The 20100-nt window shown below is 46.5% G+C and carries 16 protein-coding genes, 4 tRNA genes, 2 rRNA genes and 1 riboswitch; of the genes, 16 read left to right on the top strand and 6 right to left on the bottom strand.

The window, feature by feature from the left end:
• The first annotated feature begins 18 nt into the window (after positions 1-18).
• The 14 genes from N646_RS10605 (at position 19) to thiH (ending at position 12688) form a co-directional block, all read left to right on the top strand.
• Positions 19-95: transfer RNA gene (locus N646_RS10605), tRNA-Ile, on the top strand.
• A gap of 42 nt (positions 96-137) precedes the next feature.
• Positions 138-213 (top strand) — tRNA-Ala (locus N646_RS10600).
• A 290-nt stretch (positions 214-503) separates the two neighbouring features.
• Positions 504-3393: ribosomal RNA gene (locus N646_RS10590) — 23S ribosomal RNA — on the top strand.
• Between the two features lie 93 nt (positions 3394-3486).
• Positions 3487-3603, top strand: a 5S ribosomal RNA gene (gene rrf / locus N646_RS10585).
• 77 nt (positions 3604-3680) lie between these two features.
• A tRNA-Asp gene (locus tag N646_RS10580) sits at positions 3681-3757 on the top strand.
• 61 nt (positions 3758-3818) lie between these two features.
• A tRNA-Trp gene (locus N646_RS10575) sits at positions 3819-3895 on the top strand.
• Positions 3896-4139: 244 nt separating this feature from the next.
• Positions 4140-5522: a multicopper oxidase family protein gene (locus N646_RS10570; RefSeq protein ID WP_017821774.1), complete on the top strand. Its 1383-nt coding sequence runs from the start codon at positions 4140-4142 to the stop codon at positions 5520-5522.
• 123 nt (positions 5523-5645) lie between these two features.
• A complete protein-coding gene (gene crcB / locus N646_RS10565; RefSeq protein WP_005378811.1) occupies positions 5646-6029 on the top strand; it encodes a fluoride efflux transporter CrcB in 384 nt (127 codons plus the stop codon).
• A gap of 60 nt (positions 6030-6089) precedes the next feature.
• A riboswitch (TPP riboswitch) is annotated at positions 6090-6188 on the top strand.
• A 163-nt stretch (positions 6189-6351) separates the two neighbouring features.
• The gene (gene thiC / locus N646_RS10560; RefSeq protein ID WP_017821775.1) at positions 6352-8292 is read left to right on the top strand and encodes a phosphomethylpyrimidine synthase ThiC; all 1941 of its coding nucleotides are present in this window, start codon (positions 6352-6354) and stop codon (positions 8290-8292) included.
• On the top strand, positions 8292-9707 hold the full coding sequence (locus tag N646_RS10555; RefSeq protein WP_017821776.1) for a thiamine phosphate synthase: 1416 nt from the start codon (positions 8292-8294) through the stop codon (positions 9705-9707). Before thiC ends, N646_RS10555 begins: the two co-directional genes overlap by 1 nt.
• Positions 9694-10467 (top strand): HesA/MoeB/ThiF family protein, encoded by a 774-nt coding sequence (locus N646_RS10550; protein WP_017821777.1) that lies wholly within the window; start codon positions 9694-9696, stop codon positions 10465-10467. Before N646_RS10555 ends, N646_RS10550 begins: the two co-directional genes overlap by 14 nt.
• Before the next feature lie 46 nt (positions 10468-10513).
• Positions 10514-10768 (top strand): sulfur carrier protein ThiS, encoded by a 255-nt coding sequence (gene thiS / locus N646_RS10545; protein ID WP_017821778.1) that lies wholly within the window; start codon positions 10514-10516, stop codon positions 10766-10768.
• A gap of 5 nt (positions 10769-10773) precedes the next feature.
• Positions 10774-11541 (top strand): thiazole synthase, encoded by a 768-nt coding sequence (locus N646_RS10540; RefSeq protein WP_017821779.1) that lies wholly within the window; start codon positions 10774-10776, stop codon positions 11539-11541.
• Between the two features lie 34 nt (positions 11542-11575).
• Positions 11576-12688, top strand: coding sequence for a 2-iminoacetate synthase ThiH (thiH, locus tag N646_RS10535; protein ID WP_017821780.1), 1113 nt, complete (start codon positions 11576-11578; stop codon positions 12686-12688).
• 127 nt (positions 12689-12815) lie between these two features.
• On the opposite strand, the gene N646_RS10530 is transcribed toward thiH, so the two are convergent.
• Positions 12816-14606, bottom strand: a complete 1791-nt coding sequence (locus N646_RS10530; protein WP_017821781.1) for an aminopeptidase P family protein — start codon at positions 14604-14606, stop codon at positions 12816-12818.
• 203 nt (positions 14607-14809) lie between these two features.
• A complete protein-coding gene (locus N646_RS10525; protein ID WP_005378791.1) occupies positions 14810-15751 on the bottom strand; it encodes a LysR family transcriptional regulator in 942 nt (313 codons plus the stop codon).
• A 107-nt stretch (positions 15752-15858) separates the two neighbouring features.
• Between N646_RS10525 and N646_RS10520 the strand changes: the two genes are divergently transcribed.
• Positions 15859-17052, top strand: coding sequence for a multidrug effflux MFS transporter (locus N646_RS10520; RefSeq protein ID WP_005382927.1), 1194 nt, complete (start codon positions 15859-15861; stop codon positions 17050-17052).
• Positions 17053-17143: 91 nt separating this feature from the next.
• A complete protein-coding gene (gene tsrA, locus N646_RS10515; RefSeq protein ID WP_005378786.1) occupies positions 17144-17425 on the top strand; it encodes an H-NS-like global regulator TsrA in 282 nt (93 codons plus the stop codon).
• 30 nt (positions 17426-17455) lie between these two features.
• Here the strand turns inward: tsrA and N646_RS10510 are convergent, their stop codons facing one another.
• The 4 genes from N646_RS10510 to N646_RS10495 all read right to left on the bottom strand — a co-directional run bounded on the left by N646_RS10510 (position 17456) and on the right by N646_RS10495 (position 19909).
• Complete coding sequence (locus N646_RS10510; RefSeq protein WP_017821782.1) at positions 17456-17911, bottom strand: DoxX family protein; 456 nt, start codon at positions 17909-17911, stop codon at positions 17456-17458.
• A 10-nt stretch (positions 17912-17921) separates the two neighbouring features.
• The gene (locus N646_RS10505; RefSeq protein ID WP_017821783.1) at positions 17922-18680 is read right to left on the bottom strand and encodes an HvfC/BufC N-terminal domain-containing protein; all 759 of its coding nucleotides are present in this window, start codon (positions 18678-18680) and stop codon (positions 17922-17924) included.
• On the bottom strand, positions 18677-19549 hold the full coding sequence (bufB, locus tag N646_RS10500; RefSeq protein ID WP_017821784.1) for an MNIO family bufferin maturase: 873 nt from the start codon (positions 19547-19549) through the stop codon (positions 18677-18679). Before bufB ends, N646_RS10505 begins: the two co-directional genes overlap by 4 nt.
• Positions 19550-19648: 99 nt before the next feature.
• Positions 19649-19909 (bottom strand): BufA1 family periplasmic bufferin-type metallophore, encoded by a 261-nt coding sequence (locus tag N646_RS10495; RefSeq protein WP_005378779.1) that lies wholly within the window; start codon positions 19907-19909, stop codon positions 19649-19651.
• Positions 19910-20100 lie beyond the last annotated feature (191 nt).

Below are 20100 nucleotides of genomic sequence, written 5' to 3'. Positions count from 1 at the left end.
AAGTAAAGAGACGATACTGGGTCTGTAGCTCAGGTGGTTAGAGCGTTCGCCTGATAAGCGAGAGGTCGGTGGTTCGAGTCCACTCAGACCCACCAATTTCTTTTCCAAGGAATTGGCGACAGTATCGACACCTTGATGGGGCTATAGCTCAGCTGGGAGAGCGCCTGCCTTGCACGCAGGAGGTCTGCGGTTCGATCCCGCATAGCTCCACCATCTTTAAGTGTTCTTGAAAAAGAATCTTTAAAAATGGTTTTCATCAGAAAATCTAGCTCTTTAACAATTTGGAAAGCTGACAAAACAATCTTTAAGATTGTTTGTAAAGTTCTCAATGTTTGTCTTTATGACAAACACCAAAAAACACATTCAAGTGTTCTTGGGAATATCACTTTTAAGTGATTATTCGAAATTGAGTCCGGCAAAATCGAAATGTCTCTCGCTCATTCAAATAATGAGAGACAACTTTGGTGATTTGAACATCAACTCGAAACTCCTTCGGGTTGTATGGTTAAGTGACTAAGCGTACACGGTGGATGCCTTGGCAGTCAGAGGCGATGAAGGACGTATTAACTTGCGATAAGCCCAGATTAGGTAGTAAAAACCATTTGAGTCTGGGATTTCCGAATGGGGAAACCCACTTACATAAGTAAGTATCGTTATGTGAATACATAGCATAACGAGGCGAACCGGGGGAACTGAAACATCTAAGTACCCCGAGGAAAAGAAATCAACCGAGATTCCGAAAGTAGCGGCGAGCGAAATTGGACTAGCCCTTAAGCTTTACACGCGTTAGACGAACAGCCTGGAAAGGCCGACGATACAGGGTGATAGTCCCGTAGTTGACGACGTGTGTTCAGTGAAATCGAGTAGGGCGGGACACGTGATATCCTGTCTGAATATGGGGGGACCATCCTCCAAGGCTAAATACTACTGACTGACCGATAGTGAACCAGTACCGTGAGGGAAAGGCGAAAAGAACCCCTGTGAGGGGAGTGAAATAGAACCTGAAACCGTGTACGTACAAGCAGTAGGAGCAGGCTTGTCCTGTGACTGCGTACCTTTTGTATAATGGGTCAGCGACTTATATTCAGTGGCAAGGTTAACCATCTAGGGGAGCCGTAGGGAAACCGAGTCTTAACTGGGCGTTCAGTCTCTGGATATAGACCCGAAACCAGGTGATCTAGCCATGGGCAGGTTGAAGGTTGAGTAACATCAACTGGAGGACCGAACCGACTAATGTTGAAAAATTAGCGGATGACTTGTGGCTAGGGGTGAAAGGCCAATCAAACCTGGAGATAGCTGGTTCTCCCCGAAAGCTATTTAGGTAGCGCCTCGGACGAATACTACTGGGGGTAGAGCACTGTTAAGGCTAGGGGGTCATCCCGACTTACCAACCCTTTGCAAACTCCGAATACCAGTAAGTACTATCCGGGAGACACACGGCGGGTGCTAACGTCCGTCGTGGAGAGGGAAACAACCCAGACCGCCAGCTAAGGTCCCAAATTACTACTAAGTGGGAAACGATGTGGGAAGGCTCAGACAGCCAGGATGTTGGCTTAGAAGCAGCCATCATTTAAAGAAAGCGTAATAGCTCACTGGTCGAGTCGGCCTGCGCGGAAGATGTAACGGGGCTAAGTAGTAAACCGAAGCTGCGGCAATGTACTTTAGTGCATTGGGTAGGGGAGCGTTCTGTAAGCGGTTGAAGGTGTGTGGTAACGCATGCTGGACGTATCAGAAGTGCGAATGCTGACATGAGTAACGATAAAGGGGGTGAAAAACCTCCTCGCCGGAAGACCAAGGGTTCCTGTCCAACGTTAATCGGGGCAGGGTAAGTCGACCCCTAAGGCGAGGCCGAAAGGCGTAGTCGATGGGAAACGGGTTAATATTCCCGTACTTCTTACAATTGCGATGGGGGGACGGAGAAGGCTAGGTGGGCCTGGCGACGGTTGTCCAGGTTCAAGTGCGTAGGCTGAAGAGTTAGGTAAATCCGGCTCTTTCTAAGGCTGAGACACGACGTCGAGCTACTACGGTAGTGAAGTCATTGATGCCATGCTTCCAGGAAAAGCCTCTAAGCTTCAGATTGTAAGGAATCGTACCCCAAACCGACACAGGTGGTCGGGTAGAGAATACCAAGGCGCTTGAGAGAACTCGGGTGAAGGAACTAGGCAAAATGGTACCGTAACTTCGGGAGAAGGTACGCTCTCGACGGTGAAGTCCCTCGCGGATGGAGCTATTGAGAGTCGCAGATACCAGGTGGCTGCAACTGTTTATTAAAAACACAGCACTGTGCAAAATCGCAAGATGACGTATACGGTGTGACGCCTGCCCGGTGCCGGAAGGTTAATTGATGGGGTTAGACTTCGGTCGAAGCTCTTGATCGAAGCCCCGGTAAACGGCGGCCGTAACTATAACGGTCCTAAGGTAGCGAAATTCCTTGTCGGGTAAGTTCCGACCTGCACGAATGGCGTAATGATGGCCACGCTGTCTCCACCCGAGACTCAGTGAAATTGAAATCGCTGTGAAGATGCAGTGTACCCGCGGCTAGACGGAAAGACCCCGTGAACCTTTACTACAGCTTGGCACTGAACATTGACCCTACATGTGTAGGATAGGTGGGAGGCTTTGAAGCGCAGTCGCTAGATTGCGTGGAGCCGTCCTTGAAATACCACCCTTGTAGTGTTGATGTTCTAACGTCGACCCCTTATCGGGGTTGCGGACAGTGCCTGGTGGGTAGTTTGACTGGGGCGGTCTCCTCCCAAAGCGTAACGGAGGAGCACGAAGGTGGGCTAATCACGGTTGGACATCGTGAGGTTAGTGCAATGGCATAAGCCCGCTTGACTGCGAGAATGACAATTCGAGCAGGTGCGAAAGCAGGTCATAGTGATCCGGTGGTTCTGAATGGAAGGGCCATCGCTCAACGGATAAAAGGTACTCCGGGGATAACAGGCTGATACCGCCCAAGAGTTCATATCGACGGCGGTGTTTGGCACCTCGATGTCGGCTCATCACATCCTGGGGCTGAAGTCGGTCCCAAGGGTATGGCTGTTCGCCATTTAAAGTGGTACGCGAGCTGGGTTTAGAACGTCGTGAGACAGTTCGGTCCCTATCTGCCGTGGGCGTTGGAGAATTGAAAGGGGCTGCTCCTAGTACGAGAGGACCGGAGTGGACGAACCTCTGGTGTTCGGGTTGTGTCGCCAGACGCATTGCCCGGTAGCTAAGTTCGGGATCGATAACCGCTGAAAGCATCTAAGCGGGAAGCGAGCCTTGAGATGAGTTCTCCCTGATACTTTAAGTATCCTAAAGGGTTGTCGTAGACTACGACGTTGATAGGCAGGGTGTGTAAGCGTTGTGAGGCGTTGAGCTAACCTGTACTAATTGCCCGTGAGGCTTAACCATACAACACCCAAGGGGTTTTGATGGACTCAATGAAAGAACGTTGAATGTGTAGTAACGAGAATTAAGAAACAGCTTTCCAGATTAAAGAATTTGCTTGGCGACCATAGCGTTTTGGACCCACCTGATTTCCATGCCGAACTCAGAAGTGAAACGAAATAGCGCCGATGGTAGTGTGGGGCTTCCCCATGTGAGAGTAGGACATCGCCAGGCTTTAGTTTTATTTTCACTTTTTCGAAAAGTGAAGACAAAAGCGGACGCTTGCTTATTAAAGCGAGTGATACCACTGCGGAGTGGTAGTTCAGTTGGTTAGAATACCGGCCTGTCACGCCGGGGGTCGCGGGTTCGAGTCCCGTCCACTCCGCCACTTAATATCGACAACCTCGCTTATGCGAGGTTTTGTCAAATCTAGAATATGAAAATTCTATAGGGGTGTAGCTCCAATTGGCAGAGCAGCGGATTCCAAATCCGCGTGTTGGGAGTTCGAATCTCTCCACCCCTGCCATATATCAGGCTCTGACTTAGGTCAGAGCCTTTTTTGTATCTGGTTTCTTCTCATTATTATAGCTTATTTCTACTCTTATCCCGTAAGTATGGCTTTCTGCTGTACTTTGGCTGCATTTAATCTACTGAACGAACGAAACTACAGTTAGCTGTAATGATCAGTGGCCCGAAATTTTAATAATAAAGGGGAATCACTATTTATATTTAGTTACACTCAACCGATCTGGATTAATGAGTAACTATGTATGGATATATCTCGTCGACGCTTTCTTCAATCATCCTTAGCAATCTCCGCGCTTACCGTTCTACCTGCATGTTCTCTATCTAGGAGCACTAATAAGCAGGGGCAATATATATACGATATCACTGCAGAGCCTTCTACTGCAGAATTGGTCCCAGGGTTTAACACAGACGTACTCGCATTTAATGGTTCGATTCCAGCGCCTACGATTCGCTGTCGCCAAGGTGAGAAAGTTATTATCCGATTCACCAACAAGCTTTCAGAGCCAACTACAATTCACTGGCATGGCTTGCGAATCCCTATTGAAATGGATGGTGTACCTTTCTTAAGCCAGCCGCCTATCATGCCGGGTGAAACATTCGTTTATGAATTTACACCGCCAGATGCAGGCACGTTTTGGTATCACCCCCATATGAATAGCGTTAAGCAACTTGGTATGGGCTTAGTTGGGTTAATTATCGTTGAAGAGGCTGAGCCTGTTCTATTTGATGAAGAACAGGAAATAGTTCTAAAGCATTGGCATTTAGACAAACAAGGTCAGTGGAAGAACCTTATGGTACCGCGCTTGAGCGCTCGTATGGGGACTCCCGGAGAGTGGAGTAGCGTCAATGGTGTGCATGAACCTGTTTATGCGCTGAAGCAGAATGCTACCACGCGATTAAGAATTGCTAATGTCGATAATACCATTACTTACCCGATCGCTATTGAAGGTGCAGAGGCTTGGGTTATTGCTATTGATGGTAATCCTGTTAAAGCGCCTTATAAGCTCACTCAGCACAAAATTGGTCCAGGAATGAGGTTGGATGTCGGATTGATTGCTCCGAAGGCTGGAACACGTGTTTATGTGCGTCGAATGAAAGGACGCTTCCCATTCCCTTTGTGCGAGTTTGACGTTGTTGAGTCTGACTTGCCGAGCAACCAGAAACTGCCTTTGTTACCTCTCAACCCTGTGCCAGCTCTCGATTTGAAAAATGCAGAGCAAATCGATTATGTGTTTGAGTGGGAGGGGGCGATCACTCCTGCTGATAAATCGGGCAAAGCGATCCCCCAATTCTGGCTGATGAACAAACGGGCTTGGGAAGGAATGAGCAAAGATAATATTCCAGCGCCGCTTTCAACATTGGAGATGGGAAAAACCTATATCTTCAACCTAAAGAACGTCACCCAATATCATCATCCTATTCATCTTCATGGACACACATTTACGGTTCTTGAGTTAGATGGCAAAAAACTCGACGAACCGTTTCATACCGATACGGTCTTACTTGGAAAAAGCGGCAGTGCGAAAGCGGCATTTGTTGCAGATAACCCAGGGCGTTGGATGTACCATTGTCATGTAATTGAACACATGAAGACGGGGTTGATGGGTTACATCGAAGTAAAGTGACTCCTGTAACTTTTAAAATCTTGATAAGTTTTAAGCGCTATACTTTGCTGAATTCTAAGATTGTATAATCACTATTGCCGTAAATTTGATTACAATGTCGCCATTAACTTTTCTGGGGGAATTATGGGACAACTATCCGTTTTGGGTTTTATTGCATTGGGTGGTGCATTTGGTGCATGTTCTCGTTACTTAATTTCTGAACTTTGTGTCATTTTATTGGGGCGTGGTTTTCCATATGGTACGTTAACCGTTAACGTTGTTGGCTCATTTATGATGGGCTTATTGATAGCAGCTTTCGATAATGAACTTTTGGCAACGGAACCTTGGCGACAAGTGATTGGCTTGGGTTTTTTAGGGGCACTAACGACGTTTTCCACCTTCTCGATGGATAATGTGTTGCTTATGCAGCAGGGCGCTTTCTTTAAGATGGGGTTGAACGTATTGTTGAATGTAGTGTTAAGTATTTCAGCGGCGTGGATAGGCTTTCAATTATTGATGCGCAGCTAGCAAAGTAGTTAAAAATTGAACAGGTCGGCTTGGTTTCACCAAGCCGTTTTTATATACTGACATCACTTGTCGGAGTGCCATAAGGCTGAGACCGTTAATTCGGGATCCGTTGAACCTGATCAGATTAGAATCTGCGAAGGGAACAAGAGAAGATATTCACACCGGAGTTCTTTCTGGTTGATCTATCAAAAGTCGAATGTTGTTACAGGCAAATATCGTAAGCTTTAACTAGCCTTAATTTGACTCCTCTTGTCGCATCTATCCGCCAAGCATTTTTATCCAATTACTTTTTATCTAGTATAACAAAGCAAGGAAAAATGCTATGTCGAGTCGCAAACAAGCGAGACTGGAAGCAAAACAGTTCATTGATACACTCTCGGTACAACCGTACCCCAATTCAAGCAAAGTCTACGTAGAAGGCTCACGTCCAGATATTCGTGTACCCATGCGTGAAATATCACTCGCTGATAGCCTTATTGGAGGCACAAAAGAAGCGCCTATTTTCGAACCTAATGAGCCAGTACGCGTTTACGATACCTCGGGTGTATACACAGATCCAGAGCACACCATAGACCTCTATAGCGGCTTACCTAAGCTGAGAGAAGGGTGGATTGAAGAGCGTGCCGATACTGAGCTACTTGATGAAGTAAGCTCGGTGTACACCAAAGAACGCTTAGAAGACGAAACACTAGACGATCTTCGTTACGGTAATCTACCACGTATTCGACGTGCCAAAGATGGCCATTGTGTGACCCAATTGCACTATGCTCGCAAAGGTATTATTACCCCAGAAATGGAATACATCGCGCTGCGTGAAAACATGGGGCGTGCCAAGTATCGCGATGAAGTGCTGAATCAACAGCATCCGGGTCAAAGCTTCGGAGCGAACCTACCAAAAGATATTACCGCCGAATTCGTGCGTAAAGAAGTCGCCGAAGGTCGCGCTATTATCCCTTCCAATATTAACCACCCAGAATCCGAACCAATGATCATTGGACGTAACTTTTTGGTCAAAGTGAACGCCAACATCGGTAACTCATCGGTCACTTCTTCGATTGAGGAAGAAGTAGAGAAGTTAGTATGGGCAACGCGCTGGGGTGGCGATACCGTTATGGATCTCTCTACTGGACGTAACATCCACGAAACTCGCGAGTGGATTCTACGTAACAGTCCGGTTCCGATCGGTACCGTACCAATGTATCAAGCGCTTGAGAAAGTGAATGGTGTTGCGGAAAACCTTAACTGGGAAGTGATGCGCGATACCCTGATTGAGCAAGCAGAGCAGGGCGTTGACTACTTTACTATCCATGCCGGTTTACTACTTCGTTATGTGCCAATGACTGCAAAACGCGTTACTGGCATCGTCTCTCGTGGTGGTTCTATCATCGCGAAATGGTGTTTAGCGCATCACCAAGAAAGCTTCTTATATACCCACTTCCTAGAGATCTGTGAAATCTGTGCTAAGTATGATGTGGCACTTTCTCTCGGTGATGGTCTGCGTCCTGGCTCGGTGGCCGATGCTAACGACGAAGCGCAATTTGCAGAGCTTCGTACCCTTGGTGAGTTAACCAAGATAGCGTGGGAATACGACGTACAGGTGATTATCGAAGGTCCTGGTCATGTTCCAATGCACATGATCAAAGAGAACATGGAAGAACAGTTAGAGCACTGCCATGAAGCTCCTTTCTATACCCTTGGCCCATTGACGACAGACGTTGCTCCTGGTTACGACCATATTACTTCAGGTATTGGCGCTGCCATGATTGGTTGGTATGGCTGTGCGATGCTTTGTTATGTAACGCCTAAAGAACACCTTGGCTTACCGAACAAAGAAGACGTTAAGGTAGGCATGATCACTTACAAGCTTGCTGCGCACGCCGCGGATTTGGCGAAGGGACACCCTGGTGCACAAGTTCGTGATAACGCGCTTTCTAAAGCTCGCTTCGAGTTCCGCTGGGAAGACCAATTTAACTTGTCGCTCGACCCTGATACCGCGCGCGCTTTTCATGACGAAACCTTGCCTCAAGAGTCCGGCAAAGTTGCTCACTTCTGTTCCATGTGTGGACCAAAGTTCTGCTCGATGAAGATTTCGCAAGAGGTACGAGAGTACGCGAAAGACACTGAGCAAGTTGCTGCGGACCAAGCTATCTCGATTAAAATGCTAGATGATCCTCTTGAAGGGATGCGTCAGAAATCGCAAGAATTTAGAGAGTCAGGTTCCGAGCTATACCACCCAGCAGCACATGCTGAGGTAAGTGACTAATGAGCAAAATCCTTATTCCGTCATCGTTGATTGAACTGACAGGTTTCGTTCAGCAATGTTTGTTGTTGGCGAAAGAACAGGGTTTTAGCATTGAAGACATTGAGTTGGGTGTGAGCCCAACTCAATCTATTCAGCTTGTTCGCGGCCAACAGACCACACACATAACGACTGATCTCATTGATGATTATGACTCTGAGCATGAGAGTTCACTTGTGCTCTATTACCGTTCTGCTTTGTCGGTAGAAGCGTGTGCTAAGCAACCGTCGAAAGCGATTTATATTGGTATTGCTGATACTCAGGTTTTCGGTGAAAAGGAGAAAGTGCTTCAGCTTGATATCTGGCGTCACCCAATTAACGACGAAGTGAGAGCGCTTTCCGTTAAGTCCAAACCCAACGCAATGTTCGATCCCGAACATCACCTTGCTTGGATAGTAACGCTGACAGTACTCGATTTTCCTATCGAAGATGCGTTAACACTTGCTCAAGGAATGCTAACTCAACAAGCGAATGTTTCACGTGAAACACTGTTGAACGACAACCTTGACGAGGGACGCTCTACTCAGTGGGCTGACCAATTTGATGATTTCCCCACACCTGTACTGGAGGATAACCGACTAGGTATTCAAGTTGGTTGGTCTGCACAAGGTGAGAGTGTTAGCTTTCCAACTCTAACCAAGCAAAGTCTAGGGCTCTACCCAGTCGTTGATGACGTTGCTTGGATTGAGCGTTTACTGCCACTAGGCATCAACACTATTCAACTGCGAATCAAGGACCCACAACAAGCCGATTTAGAACAACAGATCATTCGAGCAATTGAGCTAGGTCGTCAGTATCAAGCACAAGTGTTCATCAATGACTATTGGCAGTTGGCAATCAAGCATGGCGCTTATGGTGTTCACCTAGGACAAGAAGACATAGAAGAATCGAATTTGGCTCAGCTAACTAAAGCCGGCATTCGTCTTGGTCTTTCTACTCATGGTTATTATGAGCTACTGCGCATCGTACAAATTCATCCTAGTTACATCGCGCTAGGGCATATTTTCCCAACCACCACAAAACAGATGCCATCGAAACCACAAGGTTTGGTGCGCTTGGCTCTGTATCAAAAGCTGATTGATAGCATTCCTTATGGAAACGCGGAGTCGGTTTTCCATCCTTCAAAAGACAAAGCAGATAGTGACTATGTGCTTGGCTTTCCGACGGTCGCGATTGGTGGCATTGACCAATCTAATGCAGACCAAGTTTGGCGCACAGGCGTCTCTAGTTTGGCAGTTGTGCGTGCTATTACGTTGGCAGAATCACCTCAGTTCGTTATCGAGTTTTTTGCACAACTGATGAAGGAAAGACAGCTAACGTTTACTGATCAGAATAGTGAGTTGGCGCTTAGTAAGAGAGGCGAGCATGCTCACGGATAAGCAGTTCCTTCGCTATCAACGTCAAGTCGCTCTGCCAGAAATTGCCGAAGTTGGGCAAGAGCGTTTGAGCAAATCGCATGTGCTGATCATCGGTTGTGGTGGATTGGGGAGCGCAGCGAGTTTGTACTTGGCGTCAGCGGGCGTTGGTAAATTGGTTGTAGTCGATGACGATGAAGTTGATAGCAGTAACCTACAACGTCAGATCATTTATCGTGAACAAGACCTCCAAGTTGCGAAAACAAAAGCGACTGTAAAGCAACTTACTGAACTTAATACTATGGTTCAAATTCGTGCTATCAATAAGCGATTAGACAAAGCACAGCTTCAGCTTGAGGTGATGCTAGCGGATGTGGTGCTCGACTGCACCGATAACATGCCAACGCGTCAGCTAATTAACCAAGTTTGTTTCGAGCAAAATACGCCACTCATCTCAGCGGCGGCAATTGGTTGGCAAGGGCAATTTGCTGTCTTTGATTACCAAACACCAAGTGAACAAGAAGTGCAGAGTAAAGCCTGTTACCGCTGTTTGTATCCGTTTGACGAATTACCACAAAGTCAAAAATGCAGTGAGAGCGGTGTTGTCGGCCCGGTAGTGGGCACACTTGGTAACTACCAAGCGATAGCGGCAATTCAAAAACTGGCGACGGGAAAGTTTCATGTCGAGACTGCCAAGTTGCATCTGTTTGATGGGTTGAAACTGCAATGGCAAACCATGGCGATAAGCAAAGACAAACAGTGCCAAGTATGTGCTCAGATTTAGCTTACGAGTATACGAGTAATAGGCAGAATTAAGAGAGTTGGAAGCAATGACGTTATCAGAACAACAAACAACACAAATGACCGCTGCTGACTTAGATGTGATCACTATTGTCATCAATGACCAGTCACATCGAGTTGCCAGTGAGTCGAATCTACAGCAAATCATTAGTCAATTTGCGCTACCAGAAAAGGGCTGCGTTTTTGCAATTAATAACAATGTTGTGCCACGCAGTGAGTGGGCTAGCACAGTTCTTTCACAGGGAGATAGCATCTCTTTGTTTCAAGCGATCGCGGGGGGTTAAAGTCGATGCTTAAAATTGGTGATAAACAATTCGAATCAAGACTGTTCACGGGAACAGGGAAATTTGCCAGCAGCCGATTAATGGCAGAAGCGATTCAAGTATCGGGCTCTCAACTTGCGACCATGGCGTTGAAGCGTGTGGATGTGAATGACCAACAAGACGATATTTTGCTGCCGCTAGTAAAAGCGGGGGTGAACTTATTGCCAAACACATCAGGAGCAAAGAATGCTAAAGATGCTGTGTTTGCTGCACAACTGGCGCGAGAAGCGTTGGGTACTAACTGGCTAAAACTGGAAATTCATCCAGACCCGAAGTACTTGATGCCCGATCCAATTGAGACACTTGCAGCCGCTGAACAGCTGGTTCGTGAAGGCTTCATTGTCCTTCCTTACTGTCATGCTGACCCGGTTCTGTGTAAACGATTGGAAGAGGTTGGCTGCGCTGCTGTCATGCCATTAGGTGCTCCGATTGGTTCCAACAAAGGGATAGTTTCTCACGATTTCCTAGAGATCATCATCGACCAAGCTAATGTTCCTGTCATTGTTGATGCGGGTATTGGTGCTCCTTCACATGCCGCGCGTGCGATGGAAATGGGCGCGGATGCCGTGCTCGTTAATACTGCGATTGCAGCTTCGAGCGATCCCGTTGCGATGGCGAAGGCATTTAAGTTGGCGGTAGAGTCGGGGCGTATGGCTTATGAAGCCGGACTTGCCGGTAAGGTTTCTCATGCGGTTGCGTCGAGTCCACTGACGTCATTCCTAGATGAGCTTTAGTACTAGATTGGTTTAGCTATTAAGCGAGGAAAACATGAGCTTCGTTGAACAATTTAAGCAGCTTAATTGGGATGACATTTCGATGTCGATCTACGCGAAAACGGCACAAGATGTTGAGCGAGCATTGAATAAACCCAAGCGTGATTTGGAAGACTTTAAAGCGCTAATTTCACCAGCGGCTGAAGCGTACTTAGAGCAGATGGCACAACTGTCATACTCGGCCACTCGCAAGCGTTTTGGTAATACCATGTCGCTTTATATTCCACTGTACCTTTCTAACTTGTGCGCCAATGCTTGTACTTATTGTGGCTTCTCTATGGACAACAGAATCAAGCGTCGTACTTTGAATAGGGACGAAGTGGCTGCAGAAGTTGAGGCCATTAAACGCATGAAGTTTGATAGCGTATTGCTGGTGACTGGCGAACACGAAACCAAAGTGGGCATGAAATACTTCCGCGAAATGGTGCCGATGATTAAGAAGCGCTTTAACTATTTGGCGATGGAAGTGCAGCCGCTAGATCAAGACGAATACGCAGAGCTCAAGACATTGGGTTTGGATGCGGTGATGGTCTATCAAGAAACGTATCATCCTTCGACTTACGCCGAGCACCATTTGCGAGGTAATAAAATGGATTTCGAATACCGATTGGATACACCCGATCGTCTTGCAAAAGCAGGCATCGATAAGATCGGTATTGGTGCTTTGATAGGATTGGAAGAGTGGCGTACCGACTGTTTTTATGTGGCAGCGCACTTGGACTATCTTGAGCGCACGTATTGGCAGACTCGTTACTCAATTTCTTTCCCACGTTTACGTCCTTGTGAGGGTGCGCTCCAACCAAAATCAGTCATGACGGATAAACAGCTTGTGCAGTTGATTTGCGCTTATCGCTTGTTGAATCCAGAAGTGGAGTTGTCATTATCGACTCGTGAATCACCGAAGTTCAGAGACAATGCATTACCGTTAGGCATCACTAGTATGTCTGCTGCATCGAAAACTCAGCCGGGTGGTTATGCGATGGATGATGCTGAACTCGAGCAGTTTGAGATCAGTGACGAACGAAGCGCGGGTTCTGTGGAAAATATGATTCGAGCCAAAGGTTTTGACCCTGTATGGCGAGATTGGCACTCAGCGTATTCCGGTTAAGCAATAAATAAAGCCACTGGTCATCGTTATGTTTCACGTGAAACATAGGCAAAAAAAGAGGGTTGATGCAAAACATCAACCCTCTACTTTTTCTAGCTTCTAGCTTCTAGCTTCTAGCTTCTAGCTTCTAGCTGTGTGCTACTGGTAGTGTTGCTTGACGAAGCCACTCTTTCACATTGCCTTCAACTAGCGGGCTGATCTCATCCCATACTTTCTGATGGTAATCATTCAGCCAAGCAAGTTCTGGACGAGTTAGCATATCAACGTTGATATTGCGCTTGTCGATTGGGCAGCGTGTTAGTGACTCAAATGACAGAACAGGGAAGTCACCGTTAGTTGGTGTTTCAACAACAAGCTCTAGGTTCTCGATACGGATACCAAACGCATCCGCACGGTAGTAACCTGGCTCGTTGGATAGCACCATGCCTTCTGTTAGAGGCACGTCGATTTGCTTCTTCGAAATGCTCGCTGGACCTTCATGAACACTTAGGAAGTGACCAACACCGTGGCCAGTACCGTGGTCGTAATCGTAGCCTTCCGCCCATAGGTGCTGACGAGCTAGTGTATCGATTTGGTAACCACGTGTGCCTTTCGGGAAACGTGCACGAGCAACACCGATGTGACCTTTTAGTGCGAGAGTGAATTGTTTAATCATCTCTTGTGAAGGCTGACCGATCGCAATGGTACGCGTGATGTCTGTTGTGCCATCTAGGTACTGACCACCTGAATCCACTAGGTAAAGTGTGTTCAGCTCTAGCTTGCCAGGTTCAGGTTGGTTCTCGTGGTTGTAGTGACACATCGCTGCGTTGCCACCTGCTGCCGAAATAGTATCGAAGCTAAGGTCCATAAGCGTTGGGTCTTCGCTACGGAACGCTTCCAGTTTGTCTGCCAGCGTCGCTTCATCATGCAGATTACCTGCAACGACTTCTGCATCTAACCAAGATAGGAACTTGCTCATCGCCACGCCATCACGGATATGACATGCTTTCATGCCTGCGATTTCAACTGCGTTCTTCGCCGCTTTTGGCATTAGGCATGGATCAGCTTTACTCACCACTGATGCACCAGCATTTTGTAGAACCAGCTTAAACCATGCGTTACTTGTCGCAGGGTCAACCAGTACATTCTTGCCAGTTAGAGTTTCTAGTCGTGCTTGTAATGCTTCTGGGTGATGAACTGTTACGCCAGAACCAACGTGAGCGTCAAACTCAGCAGGTAGGCGCGCTGGCTCTAGGAAGTATTCCACGCTTGAGTCTGAATGCAGAATCGCGTGAGAAAGCAGAACTGGTAGACGTGATACATCTAGACCACGAACGTTGAGCAACCAACAGATAGAATCAAGTGCTGTGATCACCGCGCTGTCTGCGCCGGCTTTTTTCACGAGCTCTGCGATTTCTTGGCGCTTACTTTCACTTGATTGACCAACCGCTTCTGTTGCCATTAGGCGAACGTCAGAAACCACAGGAGCAGGGCGGTCGTGCCACAGCTCATCAATTGGGTTGCTGTCGAGAATCTTAAGCTCAAGTGCACCTGCAAGTTTTGCTTGTGCCATGTCTAACCAAGCAGAGTTATGCATGCGAGGGTCGATTGCCACAGACGCGCCATTTGCAAGATGGTCTTTAATCCAATCTAATGCAGGCTCTTCAATCAGGTGACGGTATTCGAATAGATCAGCAGGAACCTGCTTGGTGACTTGTACCGTGTAGCGACCATCAACAAAGATAGCAGCTTTGTCTTTGGTGATTACCGCAGCACCAGCAGAACCAGTAAAACCAGTTAGCCAATGTAAACGCTCGTTGTGCGCTGGTACGTATTCGCCCAAATACTCGTCTTCATGTGGGACAAGTAGGGCATCAATATTATGTTGTGCTAGCCATTCGCGAATTGCATTCACGCGGCTTTGGGTATCGTTGTGCATCTGTGTTATTCCTTCAAATTACCGCTCCTTCATGCTCAGGTGTGGGAGCTGTTTCCATCTGCTTCATGCAGTTTACGATTCCATTGAGGCTCGCAATCACTTCAATAGAGTCGGAGTACAACTAGGCCATAGATGAGCCAAAAAGGACTACGACAGTTAAGCTACTCATTTTAGCCGCTAAGCGCAAATTGAGTGCGGTGTTTTTATCTAAGGTGATCGGTTTTTTGTGTGATCATCGTACGTAGCCAGCCTAATGCAGGGTCGTTTTCTCTATCTCGGTGCCAGAATAAAGTGTAAGCCATAGGTGGGAATTCTAACGGTAGTGGCAGCACGACCAAATCAAGCTGTTTGGCCGCAAGTTGCACAAAATGACTTGGCGCAGTAAAGATAAAGTCGGTGTATGAACATAAACTTGCGGCACTGTTAAAGTCGGGCACGGTGACGGCAATATCGCGGTCGGCGCCAATATCTGCAAGGCGATAATCCAGCAACCAACGGTCGTTGCCATCACAACGTACTTGTACATGGCGTAGGGCGAGATAGGCTTCCAGATTCCAAGGTTGTTTTAGCGCAGGATGGTTTTTGCGAATGATGCACATTTGGTAATCACGATAAATTTCCAACTCGCAAATGTCATCGGGTGGTTGGAGAGTCAGCTTGGCATCGTTTATATCGATATCTTTTCCAGTTAAGCCTAAATCCAGTTCGCCGCGTTGAAGCATTTTAAATGTATTATCCGACCACGGGTGTGTGCTTATGGTCACGCCAGGTGCTTGTTGAAAAATCGCCGGTAAGAAATGGGGTAGAATGAGAGGGTAGACACTCTCTACAGCTGCTATTTGAAAACGGTATTCGCTGCTTTGCGGAGAAAACTCTTCGGGTTGAGTCAGCACTTCTAACTGATTTATCAACAGATCCAGTTTCGGTTTAAGAAACAATGCGCGCGGCGTAGGTGTTAATCCATGTGAGTTTCGAGTGAAAAGCGGGTCATCAAATTGAATGCGCAGTTTAGCCAGTGATTTACTTACGGCGGATTGGCTTAAGCACAATCGGTGGGCCGCACGAGTAACATTTAACTCTTCAATCAGCACTTTAAAGCAGACCAATAGATTTAAATCGATACGAGCCAGTTTTTCGACGTTCACAGTGAATTTCCTCTGAGGAATAATGCTCATGATTATACATCATTTCCATTCATATCATCAGATGATTAAGCTTTACCCAAAGTTCTTTATCCAATTCGGAGTGTTGTGTGTCTAGCCAGTTTTCTAATAGTAAAAAACAGATGGCGTTATTGACCCTTTTGGTTCTTTTCAGTCCTTTAGCGATTGATATTTATCTACCTGCTTTACCTCTTATTGCTTCCACTTTTCAGGTCGATAATGCGCTAGCACAAGACACGATCACTTGGTTCTTATTTGCTATGGGTGTTGGTCAGCTATTCGCAGGTCCCTTAGCAGATAAACTCGGACGTCGAACTGTTGCATTGGGCGGTATCACCATTTACGCGATGAGCGCTTTATTGGCGTGGAGTGCTCAAAATATTGAGTGGATGTTGGTTTCCCGACTGCTACAAGGCTTAGGTGCGTGTGCGACATCGGTAGCAGCCTTTGCAACAGTTCGCGATATCTTTGGCCCGGAAAAAAGCGGCAAAATGATCAGCTACCTTAACGGTGCGATTTGTTTCATTCCGGCTTTAGCTCCAATTCTAGGTAGCTGGTTAACTCAACAATTTGACTGGCGTGCTAACTTTAGCTTTATGGCGGGTTTTGCTGTGGTGTCTGGATCATTGATGTTTTTCATGATGAAAGAGACTAACCCGTCAACAGAAAAGCAAGCCGTGTTTAAGCTTAGTCGGTATTGGGCAGTGCTTAGCACACCATCTTTTGTTTTCCATGCGTCATTATGCTTGATGGCGATGGCGGTTATTCTTGCTTACGTTACCTCAGCACCGTCGGTATTGATGACGGGGATGGGGCTGTCGATGAATGAATTCACTTTCTGGTTTGGTGTAAATGCGGTGATAAACATTGCGGCATGTATGCTGGCGCCTAAGTTTATGGAGCGCGTTGGAACTCACAACACCTTGGTCACCGGGATCTCAACTCTGGGTCTCGCAGGTGTGATCATGCTAGTGATGAATGGTCAGAATACCGCGCTTTCTTTCATGTTACCTATCTTTATGTCTTCTGTAGGTTTTGCATTCATTCTGGGTGCAGCGGCAGGGAAAGCGTTAGAACCGTTTGGTGATAAGGCGGGCACGGCAGCTGCACTGCTTGGATTGTTCCAAATGAGTGGCTCTGGTTTGTTGGTGGGTACGCTGCAACGCTTATCTCTGGATCCGCAAACCTTGATTGCAATTCATATGTGGGTCCTATTACCTGCGTTGGTCGTTCTGTTTACAAAAGCAGGGAAGAACTGGCACTCGAGCTTTGCGAAAGCGTAAATCAGTGTAATTTAGTATTTTCCAATGTAAGTAAGGCGTGTATATTTGTCACTCAGACTTTTCCTGACACCATAACGGAACTCAAAAAGTAATGTCGTTAACCACGTATGAAATGGCTCGTATTCTAGAGCAAATGGAAGATTCACCAGAAAAGGTGATGTTTGGCAAGTTGCTTAATGAGCTGGGTAATCAAAGCTCCGAGCGTATTCGTAGTGCGGCTAAACAAGTACCTCTGCCAATTTTGCGTGATATCGTGTACCAATTTCAGCAAGTGATTGAGTCACGCAAAGATGAACAAGTCGAGCAGATGGCAAAAGACCTCGCTCAGCAAGGTATCTCAGCAGAAGAGCTACTGGCTTACTTGAATAAATAATAAAAAATCCCCGCATGATGCGGGAGTTTTTTAGCTCGTCATTTTCTTTTTCAGGATGTGGTCCAAAGACAGCGGTCCTGGCCCCCATACGATTACGATAAGAATCATCAATCCCCAAAGTTGGTGGTCATAAAAACCTTTCTCCCACAACAGTGGGTAAGAGATCACTGCGATGATGTTGAACACAAACAGCATTGCTGCCATCGGGCGGGTAATCAATCCCAGTGCCAAGAACACCGGTAGAACCAACTCCGCAGCCGTACCTAAATAAGCCGCCAATTCCCATGGCAAGATTGGCACTTGGTATTCCAGCTCAAATAAGTACAACGTGCTATCCCAAGACGAGATTTTGATTAGTCCTGAATTGAAGAACACCCAAGCAACCCAAAAGCGGCAAAAGAGAAGTAGTAAAGGGACAAAGGCTGCTTGTAAGGTACTGATTAAATCGTCATACCGATTCACTAAGTTTTTAACCGTATCCTTCATAGAGTGCTCCTTAGATTGATTGCAATGTAAAGCCGTCAACAATATCGAGTGCCATGATGCGATTGAGATGAGCGAGTAAAACTTCAGGTATTTCGCTCAAACTCTGCTTCTGCTCTAAACATTGCAGCAGTTGGAACACATCGGCATCGAGTGCGTGACACAAGGCTTCTCCATTGGCTTGAATCGAGATGACACCTTGCTGTAATTGGTTGATATTAAGTTGTTCGAATTGCCCAGTTTGAATCGCACTAAATAGATCGAATACTGCGTAGTTGGAGTCAAAGCTGCGGCAGCCCTTTTTAAGGTGTAAGACTAAAGCGGGTTGTTGCTCTTCACTCACTTCGCCAAGTAACGCAAGCGGTTTTAATTCCGCTGCATTGGATTGTTCATACTGTGCTTGACGAGCTAGGTCGATATGCCACTCGAAGCGTGCGACTTCAGGGCTGTAAGGTGCTTGTGCGATCACCTGACTGAACTGCATGATGGTGTCTTGAAAGCCTTCGCCATAATGCACCACATTTCCTTCTTCTAATGGGTAAGAAAGAACATGCTGGCGAGATATCTGTTCAAAGCATTCTTCACCAAGCAGCGCTTCAACCATCGGGTAGGTCGCGGATAACACCTCGCTTAAGCTGACGATAAAGTTATTGCGGTAAATCTGCATGCGTTCATCAGCGGTAAACGTATCACTGGCAATATCGCAATCTTCACCGAGTGCTTGATAGTGTAGGGCTTTAGCAAACTGGCTTTGTAAGGTGGCTAGATTCATGATGCCTTCCTTGGTTCGCTTTGTTCACTTGGAAGTGTGCCTTGCAACAGTAGTTGCGATGCTTTCTGTGCTTCTTCGAGCAAGACTTCTGGCGCGGGGATATCCAAATCCCATTCAATCAACGTATGACGTGGACCGTGTTTTTTTGTCCACTGCGCGAACAGTTGCCAAACTTCATCACTAACTGGGCGGCTATGGGTATCAATCCATATCTCACCTTTGTCGAGTTGTTTGATGGTAAAACCTGCCAAGTGAATCTCATCCACTTTGTCGGCTGGAATCGCATCTAGGTATGTGTCGCAATCAAAACCGTGGTTGAACGCCGAAACATAAACATTGTTTAGATCGAGCAATAAACGACAGTCAGTGCGCTTTTGCACTTCGGTAAGAAACTCCCATTCGCTGATGGTCGAATGTTGAAACTTCACATAACTAGATGGGTTCTCTATCAAGATCTCGCGTTGCAAATATTCCTGCACTTCATTCACGTTACGAGTGAACACGTTGAGCGCTTCTTCCGTATACGGAAGTGGAAGCAGGTCATTAAAGTAGTGACCGCCGTTTTCACTCCAACTTAAATGGTCAGAAACAAGGATTGGGTCGATTGAGTTAATCAGTGCTTTAAGTTGCGCAAGATGCTTTTGACTAACACGTTCCACCGAACCTAGCGACAAACCAATACCGTGGCAGCTAATTTGATATTGCTCACGAAGCGTTTGTAGCTGATGGCGCTCTGTTGCATTGGGTTGGAAATAGTTTTCACTGTGGATTTCTAACCAAGACAACTCGGGTTGGTTTTGGCTAAAGTAATCGAGGTGAGGGGTTCTTAATCCAACTCCAACAAGGTCGTGGAAGGTGTGGTGTTTCACGTGAAACTCCTTTTCAAATCGTGCGGGAAGAGAAGGATGCGTCTTGGCTTTGCGTTGGTTGAGCGTCAACGCATCCTCACAATAGCTAGCGATAAAAGATTATGAAGAAGAAGTGCTACCGCCAGCGAGTTTGTCACAAAGACCTTTTGGTACGACTACGAATGCGTCTTTTTGGTTATCTTCTTTAGAAGTACCAGCGCATGAGCTGCTTTTTGTTGCACAGTCGTTTTTACCTGCTTTAGAAACGCCATAGCACTTTTCTTTTTCAGCAGCGACAGCTGGAGCTGCAGTTAGCATTGTGCCACCAAGAGCTAGAAGACCAGTAACAGCAGCAGTAACAGCTAGATTCGACTTTTTCATAATAAATTCCTCTGAATGATTTCCTTTACTTTAAGTTGGCAAGATGAATCGCCTGTTTTGGCGTTTTTGTTATCAACTTGCTTAACTTAAAAGATAGGAAACTGGCTAAAAAACTTTCAGAAAAATTTCTGAAGTAAATAGGTTTGTAGGGTCAAATAGGTATAACTAATTGATGTGTTGGGCAAAAAAAC

The sequence above is a fragment of the Vibrio alginolyticus NBRC 15630 = ATCC 17749 genome (assembly GCF_000354175.2).
Lineage (GTDB): Bacteria > Pseudomonadota > Gammaproteobacteria > Enterobacterales > Vibrionaceae > Vibrio > Vibrio alginolyticus.
The sequence above is the reverse complement of the archived record's forward strand: the minus strand, read 5'-3'. Positions and strand labels throughout refer to the sequence as shown.